Source organism: Acinetobacter sp. AG3, from assembly GCF_022343575.1.
Taxonomy (GTDB): Bacteria; Pseudomonadota; Gammaproteobacteria; order Pseudomonadales; family Moraxellaceae; genus Acinetobacter; species Acinetobacter guillouiae.
Window position 1 is genome coordinate 1 of the sequence record NZ_JAKQZD010000003.1, and the last position, 19,433, is coordinate 19,433.

14 protein-coding genes, 2 pseudogenes and 1 other annotated feature are annotated in these 19,433 nt (G+C 38.8%); of the genes and pseudogenes, 8 read left to right on the top strand and 8 right to left on the bottom strand.

Features of this window, described 5'->3' with window-relative positions; translation table 11 throughout:
* Positions 1-711, bottom strand: a 711-nt coding sequence (locus L3V46_RS22480; protein WP_239046816.1) for an APH(3'') family aminoglycoside O-phosphotransferase, incomplete at its 3' end; no start/stop codon positions are given.
* Positions 712-861: 150 nt separating this feature from the next.
* On the opposite strand from L3V46_RS22480, the gene L3V46_RS22485 reads away from it, so the two are divergent.
* A protein-coding gene (locus L3V46_RS22485; protein WP_151725855.1) for an IS4-like element ISAba1 family transposase occupies positions 862-1,952 on the top strand; the annotation gives its coding sequence in 2 pieces (ribosomal slippage) (positions 862-1,402 and positions 1,402-1,952; 1,092 coding nt in all).
* 23 nt (positions 1,953-1,975) lie between these two features.
* On the opposite strand, the gene L3V46_RS22490 is transcribed toward L3V46_RS22485, so the two are convergent.
* The 6 genes from L3V46_RS22490 to L3V46_RS22515 all read right to left on the bottom strand — a co-directional run bounded on the left by L3V46_RS22490 (position 1,976) and on the right by L3V46_RS22515 (position 6,418).
* Entirely contained in the window at positions 1,976-2,908 is a 933-nt protein-coding gene (locus L3V46_RS22490; RefSeq protein ID WP_099475569.1) for an IS5-like element IS17 family transposase, read from the bottom strand.
* Positions 2,909-2,915: 7 nt separating this feature from the next.
* The gene (locus L3V46_RS22495; protein ID WP_051626581.1) at positions 2,916-3,170 is read right to left on the bottom strand and encodes a phosphoglucosamine mutase; all 255 of its coding nucleotides are present in this window, start codon (positions 3,168-3,170) and stop codon (positions 2,916-2,918) included.
* A gap of 86 nt (positions 3,171-3,256) precedes the next feature.
* Positions 3,257-4,072, bottom strand: coding sequence for a sulfonamide-resistant dihydropteroate synthase Sul2 (gene sul2, locus L3V46_RS22500; protein WP_001043260.1), 816 nt, complete (start codon positions 4,070-4,072; stop codon positions 3,257-3,259).
* A gap of 134 nt (positions 4,073-4,206) precedes the next feature.
* Positions 4,207-5,426, bottom strand: a protein-coding gene (locus L3V46_RS22505; RefSeq protein WP_100249712.1) for an IS3 family transposase whose coding sequence is annotated in 2 segments (ribosomal slippage) — positions 4,207-5,150 and positions 5,150-5,426 — 1,221 coding nt in all. Because the reading frame shifts where the segments join, the coding sequence is not laid out codon by codon here.
* Positions 5,035-5,151, bottom strand: a sequence feature (AL1L pseudoknot). (Overlaps the previous gene by 117 nt.)
* A gap of 130 nt (positions 5,427-5,556) precedes the next feature.
* The gene (locus L3V46_RS22510) at positions 5,557-5,898 is read right to left on the bottom strand and encodes a hypothetical protein (RefSeq protein ID WP_020753599.1); all 342 of its coding nucleotides are present in this window, start codon (positions 5,896-5,898) and stop codon (positions 5,557-5,559) included.
* Between the two features lie 157 nt (positions 5,899-6,055).
* Positions 6,056-6,418: a hypothetical protein gene (locus L3V46_RS22515; RefSeq protein WP_020753598.1), complete on the bottom strand. Its 363-nt coding sequence runs from the start codon at positions 6,416-6,418 to the stop codon at positions 6,056-6,058.
* Between the two features lie 1,032 nt (positions 6,419-7,450).
* Between L3V46_RS22515 and L3V46_RS22520 the strand changes: the two genes are divergently transcribed.
* Entirely contained in the window at positions 7,451-8,797 is a 1,347-nt protein-coding gene (locus tag L3V46_RS22520; RefSeq protein ID WP_020753597.1) for a hypothetical protein, read from the top strand.
* Positions 8,798-8,852: 55 nt separating this feature from the next.
* On the opposite strand, the pseudogene L3V46_RS22525 reads toward L3V46_RS22520, so the two are convergent.
* Positions 8,853-9,784 (bottom strand): annotated as a pseudogene (locus L3V46_RS22525) (IS5 family transposase).
* A 55-nt stretch (positions 9,785-9,839) separates the two neighbouring features.
* On the opposite strand from L3V46_RS22525, the pseudogene L3V46_RS22530 reads away from it, so the two are divergent.
* From L3V46_RS22530 to L3V46_RS22555, 6 genes and pseudogenes are all read left to right on the top strand, one after another.
* Positions 9,840-10,046: pseudogene (locus tag L3V46_RS22530) on the top strand (hypothetical protein); the annotation flags it as partial.
* Between the two features lie 82 nt (positions 10,047-10,128).
* On the top strand, positions 10,129-10,746 hold the full coding sequence (locus L3V46_RS22535) for an AAA family ATPase (RefSeq protein WP_000158575.1): 618 nt from the start codon (positions 10,129-10,131) through the stop codon (positions 10,744-10,746).
* On the top strand, positions 10,746-11,744 hold the full coding sequence (locus tag L3V46_RS22540; protein WP_001085468.1) for a ParB/RepB/Spo0J family partition protein: 999 nt from the start codon (positions 10,746-10,748) through the stop codon (positions 11,742-11,744). Before L3V46_RS22535 ends, L3V46_RS22540 begins: the two co-directional genes overlap by 1 nt.
* Before the next feature lie 321 nt (positions 11,745-12,065).
* Positions 12,066-12,518 (top strand): hypothetical protein, encoded by a 453-nt coding sequence (locus L3V46_RS22545; protein ID WP_031974804.1) that lies wholly within the window; start codon positions 12,066-12,068, stop codon positions 12,516-12,518.
* Positions 12,519-12,522: 4 nt separating this feature from the next.
* Positions 12,523-14,871 carry a hypothetical protein gene (locus tag L3V46_RS22550; protein WP_020753591.1) on the top strand — a complete coding sequence of 783 codons (2,349 nt, stop codon included), beginning with the start codon at positions 12,523-12,525 and terminating at the stop codon, positions 14,869-14,871.
* A gap of 11 nt (positions 14,872-14,882) precedes the next feature.
* Positions 14,883-18,419 (top strand): hypothetical protein, encoded by a 3,537-nt coding sequence (locus tag L3V46_RS22555; RefSeq protein WP_020753590.1) that lies wholly within the window; start codon positions 14,883-14,885, stop codon positions 18,417-18,419.
* The last annotated feature ends 1,014 nt before the right edge of the window (positions 18,420-19,433 follow it).

A 19,433-nucleotide genomic window follows, 5' to 3' on the forward strand; every position in this document is an offset into this window, starting at 1 on the left:
GGCGCGCTCTGCTTCATCTGGCGCTGCCCAGTTCTCTTCGGCGTTAGCAATCATGAGTGCCAAATCGGCATAGCGATCTGCTGTTCCGAGCCGCCCAAGGTCGATCAGACCCGTGCATTGAAGAGTTTTAGGGTCCACCATGAAGTTCGGCATGCAGGGATCACCATGGCAAACAACCATATCGGTGCGCTCTTGGTCGAGCCGCACCGGTAGCTCTCGTTCGACACGAGCCAAAAGATCGAGCTGCGGCGTACTCTTGTCCTCGTCCGGTAAGAAGTCGGGATTGACGGCATTGCGGGACACCACATCAACGGCGCGTCCGAACATTCGCGACAGCCTGCGCTCAAACGGACATTGATCAACCGATAGGCTGTGAACAGCGCCAAGTTGCTGCCCCATTGACGGCCACGCTTTGAGCAAATCCGCTCCAGACAGATCAGCCGCCGGTACTCCCGGAATTGCCGTTATCACCAAGCATGCACCCTCCTGTTCCTCCTGCCAGTTGATGACCTCGGGGCAAGCCACACCTCGACCTTTGAGCCAAATGAGGCGGTCACGCTCTCCAGCGAGCTCACCGCGGCGGGAAGCAGGTGCGATTTTCGCGAAGGCATGCCCGTCACCACGTCGAAAAACAAAATCACCAGATTCTCCGCCTCTGACAGGCAACCAGTCAGAATGCGATTCACCAAAAAAAATATTAGTTCGATTCAATGGAGGTTCCTTCAGTTTTCTGAGGCTTTGTTGCACAAAGATTTGAAATGCAAAGCGCCCCTAATTGATCCAAATTTAACTCTGTACACGACAAAAATAGATAACTCATTGAAATAATGTCACAATAATTGTTTTCTAACGACGAATACTATGACACATCTCAATGAGTTATATCTTATCTTAAACAAATCTCTAAAATGGAACAAGTCACATTTAAAGTGCTTTGCGCTCATCATGCTTGTGATTATTTTAAAGCAAACATGTAATCTTTCTTCTGCATCTAAAGCCTTGCCCATCAAGTGCTTACCACAATCATTTTATCGACGTATGCAGCGCTTCTTTGCAGGTCAGTATTTTGATTATCGTCAAATTTCTCAGTTGATTTTCAATATGTTTTCATTCGACCAAGTGCAACTGACTTTAGATAGAACCAATTGGAAATGGGGAAAACGAAATATTAATATCCTGATGCTCGCAATCGTTTATCGTGGAATAGCGATACCTATCCTTTGGACATTGCTTAATAAACGTGGAAATTCAGATACGAAAGAGCGTATTGCTTTGATTCAACGCTTTATAGCCATTTTTGGTAAAGACCGTATTGTGAATGTGTTCGCAGACAGAGAGTTTATCGGTGAGCAGTGGTTTACATGGTTAATTGAACAAGACATCAACTTCTGCATTCGTGTTAAAAAAACTTCATTGTCACCAATCATTTAGGAAAGAATCATAAAATTAGTGATTTATTTCGCCATCTTAAAGTTGGTCAAATTGAATGTCGTAAACGACGGATTTTGGTTGGTCGGGTGAAACTATATATAAGTGCACTACAGTTAGAAAATGGAGAGCTTTTACTCGTCGTTTCTCCTCAGTTTAATGCCAATGCTATTCAGGATTATGCATTACGCTGGGAAATTGAAACCTTATTCAGTTGTCTCAAAGGACGCGGGTTTAATCTTGAAAATACGCGCTTGACAGACCCTAGACGAGTGAAAAAATTGATTGCGGTGTTAGCTATAAGCTTCTGTTGGTGTTACTTAACGGGTGAATGGCAACATAATCAAAAAAAAGCGATAAAAATAAAGAAGCATGGACGACTCTCAATGAGTTTATTTCGCTATGGTTTAGACTATGTTCAAATGGCGATTCAGCATTTAATTGGTTTTGGGAAAAAAGAAGAGTTTAAGGAAATTTTGGCAATTTTAAGAAAGCAGAATCCTGATAGGATAAGGGTTCTGTGAAATTTGTCGTGTACAGAGCAAATTTAAGGCGTAACTTGGGTAAGTGGGCGACCTAATTCCGTAAATCTGTTAAGGACTGCTACACGTGCATGGATCTCATTCACCTGACTAGGAAAGCTTCTTGCCATTAATTTATCGCCTAATAATTTGATGCAATGCATCTTGGTTTCCACCAAACTGCGGCGATGATAGCCTGACCATTTTTTCCATAATGTCCTGCCTAAATGTTTAACTGTTCGAAGTAATTCATTTCGCTCTAGCGAGCTACTCTTTGTATCTTTCCATGGTTTCGCATTTTTTCTAGGTGGAATCACCGCATGCGCTTGCCGATCTGCAATGACCTGACGGCATTGCTTGGTGTCATAAGCTCCATCGGTATAAACAGAGTCAATCTGCTCATCTTGTGGAATCTGATTAAGTAAATCACCAAGCACCTGTGAATCACTGACATTATTGGTTGTGAGCTGAATAGCGCGTATTTGTAGGGTTTTGGCATCTATACCAATATGTAGTTTACGCCATTGGCGACGATATTCAGCTCCATGTTTCTTGCGTTTCCATTCGCCCTCACCTAGAAACTTCATGCCTGTAGAGTCTACGAGTAGATGCAGCCCATCGCTACTTTTTTGGTAGCTGATTGCAATATCAATATGCTTTTGTCTTCTACAAAGCGTACTGTAATCTGGTGCGGTCCAATTTAATCCGCAAAGTTTAATCAGACTTTGCACAAAGCCAGTGACCATACGTAAAGACAAACGGAATAGAGATTTAATCATTAAGCAGCATTGGATAGCTGCGTCGGAGTAGGTTTGATTTCGCCCTTGTTTGCCTTTTGATGGAGCATACCATTGCGTAGCAGGATCAAACCAAATGGCAATATTTCCGCGACTCATGAGTGCTCGGTTATATGCGGGCCAATTGGTTGTGCGGTAGATTTTGTGTGTAGGCTTCTTCATTTGAAAATTATATCGCTGAAAAAGCCTTTACAGATAGGTTTGTGCAACAAAGCCCCATCGAGGTGAAACCGGCTGTGAGCGCGGGTTCAAGCATATAGCCCGACAGGCGCGTATCCTTGCCGATCACGACACGATGGCGGTGGTCACCGCGACGAAAGACACGGCCAGCCGCCATGCCGACGCGCAAGGCGGTTTCCGCCGTCATCGCGCCTTCGTTGGCTTTGCCACGAATACCGTCTGTGCCGAAATATTTGCGCACCATAAGGTCGATTATCCTGTCGTCGGGTCGCCCTCAAAGGGGACATGCCTGCTGAACCGCGAATATAGAGAAATATCCCGAATGTGCAGTTAACGAATTCTTGCGGTTTCTTTCAGCGCCGCCAATACCGCCAGCCCGTCGCGCAAGGGGCGCGGCTCGTGTGTGCGGATGAAGTCAGCTCCACCTGCGGCGGCGGCAAGCTCTGCAGCGAGTGTCGCGGCCCCGACATCCCCCGGACCACGGCCTGTGAGCGCGCGCAGAAAGGATTTGCGCGAAACAGACAGAAGCACCGGCAAATCGAAGCGCAGCCGCAATTCATCGAACCGCGCCAGCACCGAGAGCGAGGTTTCGGGAGCAGCCCCCAGAAAAAACCCCATGCCGGGATCAAGGACAAGGCGGTTGCGTTTGATACCGGCACCCGTCAGCGCCGCGATGCGCGCGTCAAAGAACGCCGCAATGTGATCCATGATGTCGCCAGCGGGTGCCTCGCGCCGATCTGCCTGCCCGTCTTGCACCGAATGCATAACGACGAGTTTGGCAGATGATTTCGCCAATTGCGGATAGAACGCAGCGTCTGGAAAACCGCGAATATCATTGAGATAGGCCACACCACGCGACAAGGCATAGGCTTGCGTCGCGGGTTGATAACTGTCGAGCGAGACGGGAATGCCATCTGCCTTGAGCGCGTCCAGCACCGGCGCGATACGCGCGATTTCTGTGTCGGACGAAACAGGCGCGGCGTCGGGATTGCTGGATGCCGGACCGAGGTCGATCACATCTGCCCCCTCGGCCATCAGCTTACGCGCCTGCGCAATGGCTGCGTCTGGCGCCAGATACCGGCCTCCATCGGAGAAACTGTCCGAGGTTATGTTGACGATGCCGAAAATGATGAGCGATTTATTCATGGGGGCTTCTATAATAATAATAATCGAGCATGAGTCTCATACGGATGCTCGGGTCGAAAGGGAATCCCCAGGCGAGTAACCTGTTTGCGGTGATCTGAACCGTACCGGGTTTGTCGGAGACTTTTTTATTTAAGTTAGGCCACCTGACCTAACGGATTAATTTTATCATAGTACATTGCTTCAAAATCAAAAGGTGGCACATAACCTAGTGCACTATGTACACGCTCTTTATTGAACCAATCTACCCAATTTAATGTCGCAAGTTGTACATCCGCTAAACCTTGCCAATCTGCTTTTAAATATTCAATCACCTCTGTTTTGTATAAGCCATTCACTGTTTCAGCCAAAGCATTATCGTATGAATCACCGGTCGTACCGACTGATGCTCGTAAATTTGCTGCTTCTAAACGATTGGTATAACGAATGGAAAGATATTGCACACCTCTGTCACTATGATGAATCACGTTCTTTGGCATGCCTCGATCATGCAATGCTTGCTCCAGTGCATCGAGCACCATGTCTGTATTCATCCGTGTTGATACTTTCCATCCAACAATTGCTCGCGAGAACACATCAATAATAAAGGCGGTATAGACCCAGCCTGAATTTGTTTGAATATACGTAAAGTCAGCGACCCACAGCTGGTCAGGGTGATCAGCACTAAAATTGCGTTTCACCAAGTCATCTGCTCGTTTTTGATCATCTCGGCTATGGGTAGTTTGTTTATTCTTACCTCGCCAAACACCTTGTATACCTAGCTTTTGCATCAATCGAGCAACTGTACAGCGTGCAATAATATAGCCTTCACGTTTCAGTTTTTGCCAAACTTTACGTACACCATATCGACCTGAACTTTCCTTCCAAATTCGTTTAATTTGTTCAGCATGATGCAAGTCATGTAGATCTCGCTTTGCTCGATGTTCTGGGTTTTCGCAGAGATCTAGAGTCCGGTAATAGGTTGAGGGTGCGATCGGTAAAATTCTACAAATCGCCTCGACTCCGTACAGCTCTTTATTATTATGGATAAAATCCACCATTATTTGTGTGGGCGGTCGAGTTCCGCCTGGGCGAAAAAAGCGGCTGCTTTACGTAGAATCTCATTGGCGCGTTGCAGTTCTTTATTTTCGCGTTCGAGTTGTTTGATACGTTCTTGGTCTGAAAGCTGCTGTACTTTAACTGGATTTAGTTTATCTAAATATTTTTGATACCAAACACGTAGTGTTTCAGGAGTACAACCTATCTTGGGAGCAATAGCGGTGATCGCAGCCCAATTCGATGGATAATCTTTTTCAGATTCAATCAATAATTGAACCGCTCTTTCTCTGATTTCAGGGGCATATTTTAATTTTGTCATCGGGATAGTCTCTCAGAATATTGACTCTCCGACAAACCCGGTACGGTTCACTTCCTTATTCCAGCATTTGATTAGGTAGAAGATTGGTTGACCGCCATTCAGTATAGCTTGATCTAGGAAGGCTTGACGCTTACAGCCCTTGATCTTCATTTGTTGTCTTCTTAGTACGTGGCTTTCTTGTTTTTGGTAATACAGGTACACGTGCATCTGCTGTTGCTTTCTTATTGGCTTGTACCAGATTAATGTTGTTGACTTCTAGGCTTGCTTCTAAAGCATTGTCGATACCGCTTTTAAAAGTTTTAATTTCAAAGTCTTCAGGAGCTTTGAAGTACTGTTCAAATACAGTTACAGGAACAGTAGGTCCATTTAGAATAAGCTGTAGCTTTGTTTGATCTGATAGCTCAGGACTGAAGTCTTGATATGTTGCTAATACGAATTTCTTTTTATTGGTGATGATGAATACTGAATACATGGTTGTATCTCTTTTTATTTGAAGTTGTTTTTATTCTTATTGTTTTTCTGTTTGCTTATAATTTTTAGTTATAGAAAACAGATACATATATAACATATTTTTATTATACTGTCAATCCTTATAACTTTTAGGAATAAGAATACCTATTCTGCATAGGCTATTCGTATTTGTAGTCTTTAAAATCAGTTCCCTCTACAAGTGTCATACACGTAAGGAAAGCTACATCACTTGCTAACTGTTCATCTCTTACGTTCCAGAACTCATCTACAACTGCATTAATTAGTTGCTTATAATAGTTTTTATAAAAGGAATGCTTGTTTAACTGTGTTTCTAAAGTATTGAAATAACCTACCTTAAATTCTTCTTTTCCTATGTCTTCATATTTTTGTATTTCGACAGAACTTTTGGCTATATCCTCCGCTACAGCACAAAGACTAAATTTGTAATTATGATCCACTTCAATAGCTTGAGCCATAGTACCAGTACAAGCCAACAGTAAAGTTAAAACTATCTTTTTCATATTAAACAGTTATATGTAAAGTTGTAGCTTCATTCTATTTGATTAGTATTGAAAAATAAACAGCATACAAAACAGATTAGTAGGCAGTCAGTTCAATGTTTGATATGGATACGTGCCTGTTAAGGTACGGATACAGATTAAAGATTGATTATCTGACTGTTAAAGGTTGTTATTCATTGACTGTTAAGGAAATGAATAAGAAGCTTGTTATAGGTTGAACAACTATTTTTCTATAAGAAGATATGAGAACGACTGAAAGGAGTTCGATATATCGCTCTATTCTTTTTCTTTATTTGAAAAATTAATTAAATATTTATTAATTAGTTATCTGTATTTTTTTATAATTTCTTCTTTAAGATTCAAGTTAAAAAAAGCCCTAAAAGATTGACTTTTTTGATAGTCCCAAGACAAGGTTTTGTCTAGCCTTATTTTATAAGACTTTTTAAGCTTCCTTCAAAATCAGTTGAAAACATTGAGTTATAAAAGAATGGACCTCAGCTCGAAACTTTACGAAGTATAGCGAGTAACAACGAAGCTATGCTGAAGTAAATGTTTGAGCAACCAACCGACTGTATGCAATAGCTACAGTAATGGAAGGAACAGAGGGCGGTCAGTAAATAGGCTTTAGGTGCTATGTCTGTGTGCGCTTATGTGTACCTAGAATCCGTACATTTTTGTTTTAAGGTTTTTGCTTTTTTCATTTTTAAAAACAAGTAGTTATAAAATGTCTAAGACAAGGTTTTGTCTACAGCCTTTAAATTTTCCTTTATAAATTCACTGTAATTTGAGTATCGAATTGCAGCGAAAGCCGTATAAAACCTAAGATCAATTAAGACCGAAATCTGTCTTACTTATCCACAGTTTTAAATTTAAAAACAAAACAAGTGTTTAGCTAGACAAATAAAGCAATTCAAGACAAAAATAGATCCACAAGACAAGTTATTGACATTATCTGTCTTGATGTAATATAATCTGTCTCAAGAGGGGAGAACAGTCTTCCATTACAACAATATGCAATGAGGATAATAAAACGTGCAAATAGGAAAAATAAGCACAGTGTTTAAAGTTTATGATGCAATGATGGGTAGCGGTAAGACTACTCAAATTATAGAAAACATTAGAACAGCAGAAAAAGACCAGAACTTTCTTTACATCACTCCATTACTTGATGAATGCCATCGTATTTCAGGTACAACATACGATCCTGAAGATGTATTAAAACGTCCTTTAATTACCACAGAAGACGATACAAGCGTTCATTACGCATATTTAGATGATGCTCCTTTGAAGGAAAGACGTTTCAAGCATCCAAGCTATAAGGGTGGAAATAAAGCTGAAAGCTTGCAATACCTGTTAAAGAACAAAGAAAACGTAGTCAGTACACATCAGCTTTTTATGAACCTAACACCAAATATGTTGGATGATGCGAAAGACTATGTACTGATTATTGACGAAACAATTCAAGTCTATGATGTATATACAGAGCATTCATCTACAGAGTTAGAAGCTCTTTTCCGTTTAGGTTGGATTCATGTTGATGATGATGCTGTCACTCTTCGTTTCAACCGTGAAAAGTATGGTGATAACGGTGGTGACCCGACGGGTACGAAATATGAAAACCTAGCAACAATGTGTGATCTCGGTCAGCTCTTGTATGTGGACCAGAAGCTGATTGTTTGGGAATTGAGTATCGACACACTGAGATCTTTTAAAGAAGTCTGGATTGCTACTTATATGTTTGAAGGCTCTCAAATGTCAGCGTATTTGAAATCGTATGGCGTTGAGTATGAACTGATCCGTTTTGGTAACAAGCCTTCTCAAATTAAGCATTTAGTCACTATTTCAGATAACAAGTTTATTAATGAGATTGGTACTAAAACTACAGCATTGAGTTCAAGCCAATTCAAATCAAATAAGAAAGCTTTATGTGAGCAGTTGTCAAAAAATCTTGATAACTATTTCCGTAACCATGTTAAAGCGAAAAAGTCAGATAGACTTTGGACTTCATTTAAAGAAGCACATTCAGCAATTGCTGGATCACGCTATAAAGAAGAATGGTTAGCCTTCAATACAAAGGCAACTAACGAATACAAAGACAAAACCAACTTAGCTTACTTGATGAACCTATATCCAAATCCAATGGTTGTTAAAGCTTCAGCTATGAAGGGATTCCCTGTTAAGGAAGATGTATTCGCTCTATCTGAGATGGTCCAATGGATATGGCGTTCTGCTATTCGTGAAGGTAACCCAATCAATATTTATGTACCAAGCTCAAGAATGCGTAGTTTATTACAGCGTTGGTTAAATGATGAATTTGAAAATTCTGCTGCTGAAGATATTGAAGTTACAGAAGAAGCCGAACAGTTAGAATTAGTTTAAATTGGCTTTGTTGCACAAAGATTTGAAATGCAAAGCGCCCCTAATTGAGCCAAATTTAAGGCGTAACTTGGGTAAGTGGTCGACCTAATTCCGTAAATCTGTTAAGGACTGCTACACGTGCATGGATCTCATTCACTTGGCTATCAAAACTCCTTGCACTGAGTTTATCTCCTAATAATTTGATGCAATGCATCTTAGTTTCAACCAACTTCGCCGATGATAGCCTGACCATTTTTTCCATAGTGTCCTGCCTAAACGTTTAACTGTTCGAAGTAATTCATTTCGCTCTAGCGAGCTACTCTTTGTATCTTTCCATGGTTTCGCATTTTTTCTAGGTGGAATCACCGCATGTGCTTGCCGATCTGCAATGACCTCACGGCATTGCTTGGTGTCATAAGCTCCATCGGTATAAACAGAGTCAATCTGCTCATCTTGTGGAATCTGATTAAGTAAATCACCAAGCACCTGTGAATCACTGACATTATTGGTTGTAAGCTGAACTGCTCGTATTTGTAGGGTTTTGGCATCTATACCAATATGTAGTTTACGCCATTGGCGACGATATTCAGCTCCATGTTTCTTGCGTTTTCATTCGCCCTCACCTAGAAACTTCATGCCTGTAGAGTCTACGAGTAGATGCAGCCCATCGCTACTTTTTTGGTAGCTGATTGCAATATCAATATGCTTTTGTCTTCTACAAAGCGTACTGTAATCTGGTGCGGTCCAATTTAATCCGCAAAGTTTAATCAGACTTTGCACAAAGCCAGTGACCATACGTAAAGATAGACGGAATAAGGATTTAATCATTAAGCAGCATTGGATAGCTGCGTCGGAGTAGGTTTGATTTCGCCCTTGTTTGCCTTTTGATGGAGCATACCATTGCGTAGCAGGATCAAACCAAATGACAATATTTCCGCGACTCATGAGTGCTCGGTTATATGCGGGCCAATTGGTTGTGCGGTAGATTTTGTGTGTAGGCTTCTTCATTTGAAAATTATATCGCTGAAAAACCCTTTACAGATAGGTTTGTGCAACAAAGCCTTACGACGATCACACTCAGCTATGCATTCACCTTGCTGATTTTATTGCTACATACAACTTCGACCGCAGACTCAAAACACTCAGGGGCCTGACTCCCTACGAATTCATCTGCAAACAGTGGATAGATGAACCTGAACTTTTTAAGATTGATCCGATCCATCAAATGCCGGGACTACACAAAAGAAAAAAAAGGCTTTTAGTTTTTTAAATTTCCACTGTGGAAAATTAAAAATATTTTTTTAATTTTTAAAATTATGCTAATATAAATTTAATTTTTATATATTTAATCCATGACAATATACGTAATTGCCAATCAGAAAGGTGGCGTTGGAAAGACCACACTCTCAACCAATTTAGCTGTTGCTCTGAGCAAAAAAGGTCAGACTATTCTTGTAGATGGAGATGATCAACAATCCTCTATAAAATGGAGTAAACGTAGAACACAAGACTCGATTACAACCATTTCGCTCAAAGATAATTTAAAAGAAGAACTACAACAGTTAAAAAATAATAATAAATATATTGTATTGGATGTTGCAGGACGTGATTCAGCTGAGTTTCGTTCAGCATTATTAATAGCAGATGTTCTTATTATTCCAACGCAACCTAGTCAAACAGATATCGAAGTGCTGCCATTTGTGCTTAGATTGGTAAATGCTGCTAAGCAAGTAAATAAGAAATTAGAAACTTTTGTAGTCTTAAATAAAGCACCAACCAATACCAAATCTACAGAAATTGATGCTGCTTTAGAGTTGCTACAACAAGTCAAGTCTGTGAAAACACTAAATACCATTGTGCGTGATCGCAAACAATTTCGCGATGCAATGATCGAAGGAAAATCAGTATTAGAAATGGGTAGTAGTAAAGCAAAAGATGAATTAAATGAATTTTTGGTGGAGATCCTGTAATGGCGAAAAAACCACTCATTGTCGATTTTGATGATGCCTTTGAAATGGAACAAGCATTTATTAATGCAGCAGGAACAGGCAAAGTTGCATTGGTATCATCGACTGAAAATAATATTGTTGATCTACCTATAGAGCTTATTGACTTCTCAGAGCATCAACCTCGCATTATTACAGACAAAGTTTTACAAGATGTTGAAAAGCTTGCCAAAAGTATTGAAACGAATGGGCAAATTTATCCGATTGTTGTGATCAAAAAAGAAGAAACATATGAGCTTGTTGGTGGAGAAAAAAGGTTTCGAGCTGTTCGTGATGTATTAAAACATAAGACTATTCGTGCAATTATTCGAGATGATAAATCTACAGAAAAGACAGCTTTAATTTCATTGATTGACAATTTACATCGGTCAAATCTTAGTGATTTTGAATTAGTCAATGCTATACAAAAACACTGCGATGAGTTTGGTTATACTATACAAAATATAGAATTTATTACTCAAAAATATCAATTAGATCAATCTAAATACTTTAGATTAATGAGCTTTTATAAACTGCCAAACTATATAAAAGAAGATCTAAAAATCCACCCCAAAGCGATTTCAGGTGCAACCGCACAACAATTGTTAACTGAATTAAATAAACTGGTTTTAAAGTTTAACCATCAACTAGTTGAAGATACCACGTTAACCATATGGAAAAAGTACCTAAATGAATTTACAGAAACAAATCGTCCATCAAAAAAATTCATTTATCAAATAGAAAAAGCACTAACGGTACAAGAGACAGCTAAAAAACAAGATCAAAGCATCGAAAATGCCTCTCTAGTAAACAAAATGATCTTAAAAAATAAAAATGGTCTTAAATTTGGTTCGATTAAGATCGAGAAAAGTCTCAATGGGAAAACAGTCCTAAATATTCGCACCAGTTTAAATGCTGAATTTAATCAAGAAAAGATTGAAAAGTTAGAAGAATTTCTTGCCGGTTTAGATGACCACCCATAAAAATTATAAATTTCCACTGTGGAAATTTATAATTGAGTATCCAATATTTTTTTAAATATTGGGTACTGCTATTTATCATACATATTGAATTAAAAAGTGTTAAAGGGAAAAATGCTTACCAGAACGGTAACTGATCTTCTGATGGATCTAAAATTTCATCCATATCAGAATCAACAATATTTTTATCTTCATGATCTGCCTTTTTAGGCTTAACAGATTCTGTTGAGCCTAAGTTGTAAATTTAAAAATTAGCCATTTCAACAGTATTGAGTTTATACAGCCAGTATCAGCTGAGATGGTTACGATAGAAAAAAATTGGAAATGCAAAAAAAATCACTTGAAGTCCTGACCAAGTTAAGTGCAGTTTTGATATTAGATTTACCAGATTTTATTCGACATTTTATCTTGAATCTTAAAAACAAGCTGGATGCTTATATCAAAAGAATTCTTAACAAGGGTGAAAAATCCCATAAAGGTGTTGATGAATTTGAAATTCTAAAATGGTTAATCCATAAAATTTCTTTAGATTTGGAACAGGTTCCAAAGCACAAACATAAAGAGGTACATGCTGTTCTATTTACATGTTTTTTTACTCAATTGTCCGATACCTTAGGTTTGCCATTATCACGGTATATGAAGGTGGGAAAAAATCCGCAGCGTTGTGTTCAATTGAGTGCAAACACTTATAAAAAATACTTTGGCCTGAATAAAGACTTGAAGCTCAAGTTCGAACGAAACCTGAATATCAATTTTTACCCTGAAAAATTATGGTAGCTTTATGAGCCAAACTGATGAATTGTCAGCTGACAAGCAAATTAAACTATTGGAAGAATGGGTCAATCAACCCCTGAGTGTAAAAAAACAAATTTTGACTCAGCTCTTGGCGCAAGATCAGCAGGCACAGGAACTGTATGCTGCTGCTCACAAAATACATGTGGTGATTAAAAATAATCGGATAGTGACACAACAGAAATTATTAGCAGGGTTAACGCAATGGGCTAAAAGTGCATCTATAGGAGAACTAAGCGACCAACAAAAAGCAGTATTCATCTATTCCTATCTTTGTACTGCAGCCTTGTGTGAAATACTGAAGGAAATCATCTTGTTAGAGCCTCAGATTACAAGGGATGAAAAGGATGAAAAGGATGAAAAGGATGAAAAGGATGAAAAGGATGAAAAGGATGAAAAACAGGTTATTCTAAATAATTGTAAAAACAACAATAAAATCAACACAGTATCTTATAATTTAAAACTTCTTTTGCAAAAGCAGTTATCGAATACTGAGAAAAATAAACTGTTGTATAAAAAAGTTACACGCAAACTCCAAGCTATGGATGAATTTGATGCCAACGAGTTAAAAATTCTTTTAGAGCGTAAAACAATAAAAAATGATTTTGAACAGCTTAATCTTGGCCGTTATATTCAACAATTTATTATTGTTTTCAACGAGATTGCCAATAGTAGATTAAATTCAACAGTAATTAATGTTCAGGCTTTAATTAACGATATTAAAAAGGGCATGACCTATAAATCTGATTCAGGCACATCATCGTTGGATGTAGAGAATGAGGATACTGGACAGGATACAGAGGCCAATCTTGTCGATCCTGAACAGGATGAGATCGCCAAGCGGGTGAAGGGGAGTTTCTCTGATGACAAACAGAAACAGCTCGAAAAGCAAGCTAAGAGAATTCAGCGACGTGACTTAGCCTGTAAAACTAATCCGCTTTATCTGAAACCCAGTTTATTAACTGAGGTATATCAGCGATTGCAGAAGTGTTATCAAGAAAATAAGAGAAATGATGCATATCAATCGGCTTTAGCTGTGTGTGGTCTGATGTGTCTCTTGACCGGTCTGAGTCCAACGGTCTTTCAAAAGATCAAGTATTTGATTGATATTGGTAGAATTAAAAAAAAATCAGTCAAAAAAGTCATCCATTATTATTGGGTGATCGATCCTAAGTTGAATGCCAATCATTCCGGTGCCATGCAAGATAAAGCACAGCGTTATAATCGGGCCTTAACCCTGGAATGGCGCATGCCAGCACCCTGGATCACCAGTTTAGAGGCTTTAGAGGAACCTGAATTTTGTGTGATTGAGTACAATAATTTTTTGCGGGAAATTTTTAAAGAGCATGCAATTGGCGAAATCACCTGTGGTATGTTAGAGCGGCAAATCTATTTTTATATGGATATGGAGACGGATGATAACCTGGTCGCACACTTGCTGGCCAACAGAGATAGCCGTCATATCGTGCAATGGAACTATGAAGGGCGTCAGATCGATCAAATCGACCAGCATTTTCAAGGCTATATTAATGTTCTATTAGACCGTAGAAAAGGTGAACCATGGATTGAGGATGAACACCCTGGTCATATTTTTCATCGTGAGGAACGTATCGGCAGTCAGCGATGCTGGACTGTAGAGGCCGCGAGTAAATTTTTTAATCAGCTTTATCATTTTGTCAAAAACACATTAGCCAATACTCAAGCGAATCTGATCGAGAAGCTGAATGCTTACAGCATTTGGATGTGGCATCTTTCCTTAATCTGCCTGACGGTGCGTCCAATAGTCGGCATGCCGGGGTTACTGAAACATTATGATCCTAAGGCACAACTGCTTTACGTGCATGATAAAAAAACTGATTCACGAAAAGTAGGACGTCCTGTTCCTGTTACAGGCTACTGGCAGGATCATTTCAATGCATATCGAAAATATCTGACGAAAACCATCGAATCACTCGGGATAAAAAGTTTGCAAGCGCAATTGGAAAACGATGGTTTTATGCTCTATGTCATCTCACATCCTCGGATCAAGTCCCAAAAAGGTCAGGTGAATCTTGCTGAAGTCGTGGAGCATTTGGAGTTACAGCCCATGTCTGCTGATTTTGTCACGAATTACCTTAAAGAGACTGTACAGATTTATAAAAACTGGCCAAGGCATTTCACTAAAAATCATCTCGCCCTGAGTGGTGACATTCACAATACGCTATATACCCATGATAAGCAGAGCATGGGATTCAGTCACATTTCTGGATTAAGCCCTTATCTCTACAAACACGACATTCAGCAACAAGTTAAAAGCTTGCTCAACAAACTAGAAATCGCAAAGCTTGAAGTGCTTTAAAGGACCATCTTGTGCTTGATACATCACTTGTTACGCAATTAGAAAATGCCATTAAAAGAGAAATCGGTGACATTTTTAAGGAAATTTCTCAGCTGATCACTGCTACATACACAGATGTAAATTCTGACCTTGCTCAAATTGATTTTAAGTGGCTTGATCAGCAAATTCTGGACAAGTTTACTCTCTATAGAGCAGTTTTAGAGCAGCTCTGCCAAATATCCAAATTTAAGGGCAATGCTGCAGATTACCTTCAATTCTGTTTTAAACAAGTGAAACGGATTTGTAACGAGAAAAACCAGCAGTGGCAAAAGGATTACCCTTCCTATGCCGAGAGCTATGAGATTAAGTTGCCCGATTGGATAGTCTACACACCTAAACGTCTAGACAACGTTTTTTCAGGACGAAAGTTACAGCAGGGTACTATGCTCGTCGAGGTAAAAGAAAAACTGTATGTGAATTGGGCGGATTATCTCAAACAACAAACTCAAGGTATCCTCTTAGACTCTACGGCTAAAGAGCAACAAAAATTAGTGAATACCTTGTTTGAATGTCTTTGTATTTCATTAATTTTTGATCAGGGATGCATGCAACCTGAACGACTGATAGCCATTCATGATGCGATTTTTCATATGAACCTAGATAGTGGCTTGCTTCCGATCTATTCAGATGCCGAAAAGGTTCAAAAGGCTTATGTCTTTTCATACACCTTGCCCTCGACAAAGTATGGCAACATCTATCGTCAGGATGGCGAAGAAGAGGCGGAGTTATGGCAAACCCAACACATTTATTTCAATGCCTTTGCGATGCTATGTTATCGACGGATTCAGGAGCTAATCAATGGACCGCAAGGGTATGTATTACAAAGCACTTCGCCATTGCTGTACTGGGAAAAAGAACAGAGTGAAATTGAAACGGGGAATCAGCCTGAAGCCTTACTGCTAGAAAAACTTAAAATCCATTTAAACATTGTACTGAATATGGCGGAGGAGGGGGACTCTAGAAAAGCACGTGAGGATCAGCCATTTGCACAGCTTAATCACGTGAAGCTATTTTTAAAAGGCTTGGAAAAGACCGGTTTTGCCATTTTTAAGCATATGGATTATGTCTTGTGGCAAGAGATTCCTAATCTGGATGTGTTAAGTACCAGTGTACTGAACAATCAGATCATCACTTCGCCTTTAATCTATGAGCAGTATACACAGCTCTATGATCAACCCGATTGCTGGAAAACTATTCAAGCTAGAATCAAAAATCTTGAAAAAAAGCCTCAACTCTTAGACTTGGAGATGCCTACAGTTACAGTCAAAACATTTCATGATCGACGAACCGGTCAACGTCATGAGCTGAAATCCTGGCTTTTATCTTTTCATCAGGATATCAAACCCAAACAGCTTGCGGATCAACTCCAAGAAAGCATCCAAAAATCTGAGGACTATAAATCTGCGTATGAGGCTGGAAATGGCGAGTACCTAGATTATGTAGTGGCTATTGCACATTTACGCGTGTGTCAGTGGTTAGAAAACGAATTTGCTTATCATGTGAAAGCAGCGATTAAAGTCTCCACGATCAAGCGTTACTATAGTAGTTTTGTGCTTGACCTACTTTGTTGTATTCTAGAACAGCAGATCAATCTAGATACAGCCACTGAAGAGCAGTTTGAGGAAATGTATCGCACGATTGTTGAAGAAAAACTGCTGAATGATCAGAGAAATCATAAAACGACCGCCCAAACCAACAACAATAAAAAATACAATACCTCGGGTTATGCCTTTGATCGGCTGAAAGCTTTTCACCAATACTTAGTCAAGAATCATCGTGCACCGATTGTGCAATATTTATATGAACGTCAAAGTGACGGTTTATTTTTAAAAACCAGACTCATTAGTCCGCAGATGTTTCAATTGATGATACGGATTCTTAGAGGATACCCAGAAGCTTTGGGTCTGACTGAGCAGGATGCAACCTGTCTAGAATGGGTTTATACATTGGCATTTAGACTGGGCTTGCGTATTGATGAAGCTGCCGGGATCTGTATCGATGATTTTGTATCTCCGCAGTTACGAAAACATCCTGACAATCGACAGCTCTATTATGTGTTTGAATCCGCTTTAGATCAGCAGAAAGACGATCGATCTGACCATAAAATGAGAAAAACAATGGGTGATATTGATGATCTCACCCTCAGGATTCGTCTAAATTCTGAGCGTGATCTGAAAAGTGATAATGCCACGCGTCAGTTTGATTTAGTTCATTTCTTAGCACCGGACGAGTTCACAGGATTTTGTCGCTTTTATCAAAACCTGTTACCTGGCTCTAAACCGACTGCAGCAGTCTGCAATAGAAAAACCAAACAGCTCTTTATGCTGGGTGAACAACCTTTATCCAGTACAAATTTATCAAAAATTACCCAGTTGCTGTTTAATACTGTATTAGGGACAAACGATCATCAATATACCTTTCACGCTTTCAGGCATAGTACCGCTTCACATTTGGCTATCCTTTTAAAAGGCAGCATAGCACTGGTACGTTGTTTTACTGACTATGATTCCGAGTTTGGGCGTAAGCTTAAAAAGCACATTTTACCCAGTATGAAGGATGCTTCATCGCGTAGTGCCCAAGCCTGGTCTCGACTTGCGCATCTGATGGGGCATGAAGACATTCGGATCACTGCAAGACATTATCTGCATCATCTGAATATCCTGATTGCTGACATGTTTTATCAAGCAAACCGTGAATATTCACCTCAATTGATCAAGGCATTATTAGGCGATAGTCAGTTGATGCATCGCGATTTCAAAGTTGAATTTCAGTCGAATGAAAGAGATATTTTAAAATTGATGAAGAAGATTCATTCACACACAGAAAATAATTCTCAAACTGCTGCATTAAAGAGCAAGAAAAAGCAGAAGCAGCCTCAACAACAGGACGTATTTTTATACCGTGAAACGTTTTTAGAGGAATACCGGAAGTGGCGGGAAAAAAAAGAAAAAGCAACGATCGATCCTGAAGTATTGAAGTTCATTCAATCGATCAGCCAGCCGTTTTCTCTCTATACAAGTCACGTCAAAAATGATGCTAATCATGAGGATCTTATCGGTTTTACTTGGAATAAAATGGTGACATGGTCTACTCTCTATGAGATTGAGCAACCTTTTAACTTAAATAAAAATGTAACCCAGAAAGATCTTAAACATTTTTTTGATTGTTTAGAAAATAAAATTTCACTTGAAAAAGATCGTCCTATTTTGAACTTTAAGGCATCATCTAAAAATGACTTGATTGACTATCAAAGATTCTTAGATTTTATCAATAAACTTTATTCAAAAGATTTAGATAATTTTGAATGGGATGAATATATTCCGGGTGAATTTAATAATGTAAAAAAGGGTGAGGTGAAAATAAAAAAATATAAAATATGGAATAAAAAAGATAATAATTTTATTCAAAAGATGCTGTTGCAAAGCGTCTTTTACAAGATGAAAGAGTGCCTAGAGGTTCTATCAGAGGTTGACGATATCAACGGAAATTCATCAAAAAAAACACATTGAAATCAGATGGATATTTTTGTTGATTTTACAGCTTTGTTTTTTTTAGCATATTTTTGCAGAAAAGTGAGTTTTTATCGCTCAAAAACTGGGTAATTAAGGGTGAAAATCCAACCCCGGGTTTTAGGCTTTTTGAGTGTTTTTTAGCCTAAAAAACAGCATTGTTGAGACGCAAGACAATAATCACGCTACGTTAAAATTAATTGAAATATTATTGATATAAATAATACCTTTTGTTGTTAATAAAATAATAAATTAAAAGCGATTTAATATGAAATTGAGTGTTGTTTTAAATTAATTGGAGAATCAGTTTTAAATAATGTAACCCTCTATTTTGGGTTGATTTTTTTGGTTTTTTAACCAAATAAAAAGTACGTTTTTTCATATTATGTTGATAATTTTTAATCAATTTTATACATTGCTGAAGATAGAAACTGTATTTAAGTTGAATTAATCTGTTTTGATGAGTTAATGCTCATAAATGAAAATTCCTTATTCTAGCCTTTAGTTAAAACTGCTAATCATAAATATTCTAAAAATAGCCTAAGCTTAATAAGTGGTTCAAAAGGGGCCCAGGCCTTTGCTTTGTCAAAATCTGATTTGCCAAGCAAAGGCCTGGGAATCCGCGAATTTGATTTTTTGTTTTAATAATGCTCAATATTTTAATTTATTGAGGTCCTTTCATAGAATTAATGATTAAAAAAAGTCTAATTTGGTTTGACCAAAGAAAAAGATACAAATATGATAATTACATTACAGTAAAATCTGTAATCAGGCGTGGAAACCTGAAAATTACTACAGAAGCATTAAAACTGCTTTAAGCGGTTTTTTTGTGCTTATTATGCTTAGCTTGCCATTATGGTAGGCCAGGCAGGGCAGTCGATGACTGGCCGTCTTCTGTAGTGCGGTATTTCCACCCCTGTTTGGTCTACCTCCATCTCGTGGAAAAAGATGGTTGTAGATAGTAAAATCTAAACTACAGGTACTCAGCATGAAGATTTCATTATCTCAAATCCC

What these genes read in the sequence shown, in the direction of transcription:
- L3V46_RS22490 (WP_099475569.1), bottom strand. Translation starts at nt 2,908, where the DNA reads ATGAAGAAGCCTACACACAAAATCTACCGCACAACCAATTGGCCCGCA.
- L3V46_RS22495 (WP_051626581.1), bottom strand. Translation starts at nt 3,170, where the DNA reads ATGGTGCGCAAATATTTCGGCACAGACGGTATTCGTGGCAAAGCCAAC.
- sul2 (WP_001043260.1), bottom strand. Translation starts at nt 4,072, where the DNA reads ATGAATAAATCGCTCATCATTTTCGGCATCGTCAACATAACCTCGGAC.
- L3V46_RS22510 (WP_020753599.1), bottom strand. Translation starts at nt 5,898, where the DNA reads ATGTATTCAGTATTCATCATCACCAATAAAAAGAAATTCGTATTAGCA.
- L3V46_RS22515 (WP_020753598.1), bottom strand. Translation starts at nt 6,418, where the DNA reads ATGAAAAAGATAGTTTTAACTTTACTGTTGGCTTGTACTGGTACTATG.
- L3V46_RS22535 (WP_000158575.1), top strand. Translation starts at nt 10,129, where the DNA reads ATGACAATATACGTAATTGCCAATCAGAAAGGTGGCGTTGGAAAGACC.
- L3V46_RS22540 (WP_001085468.1), top strand. Translation starts at nt 10,746, where the DNA reads ATGGCGAAAAAACCACTCATTGTCGATTTTGATGATGCCTTTGAAATG.
- L3V46_RS22545 (WP_031974804.1), top strand. Translation starts at nt 12,066, where the DNA reads ATGCAAAAAAAATCACTTGAAGTCCTGACCAAGTTAAGTGCAGTTTTG.
- L3V46_RS22550 (WP_020753591.1), top strand. Translation starts at nt 12,523, where the DNA reads ATGAGCCAAACTGATGAATTGTCAGCTGACAAGCAAATTAAACTATTG.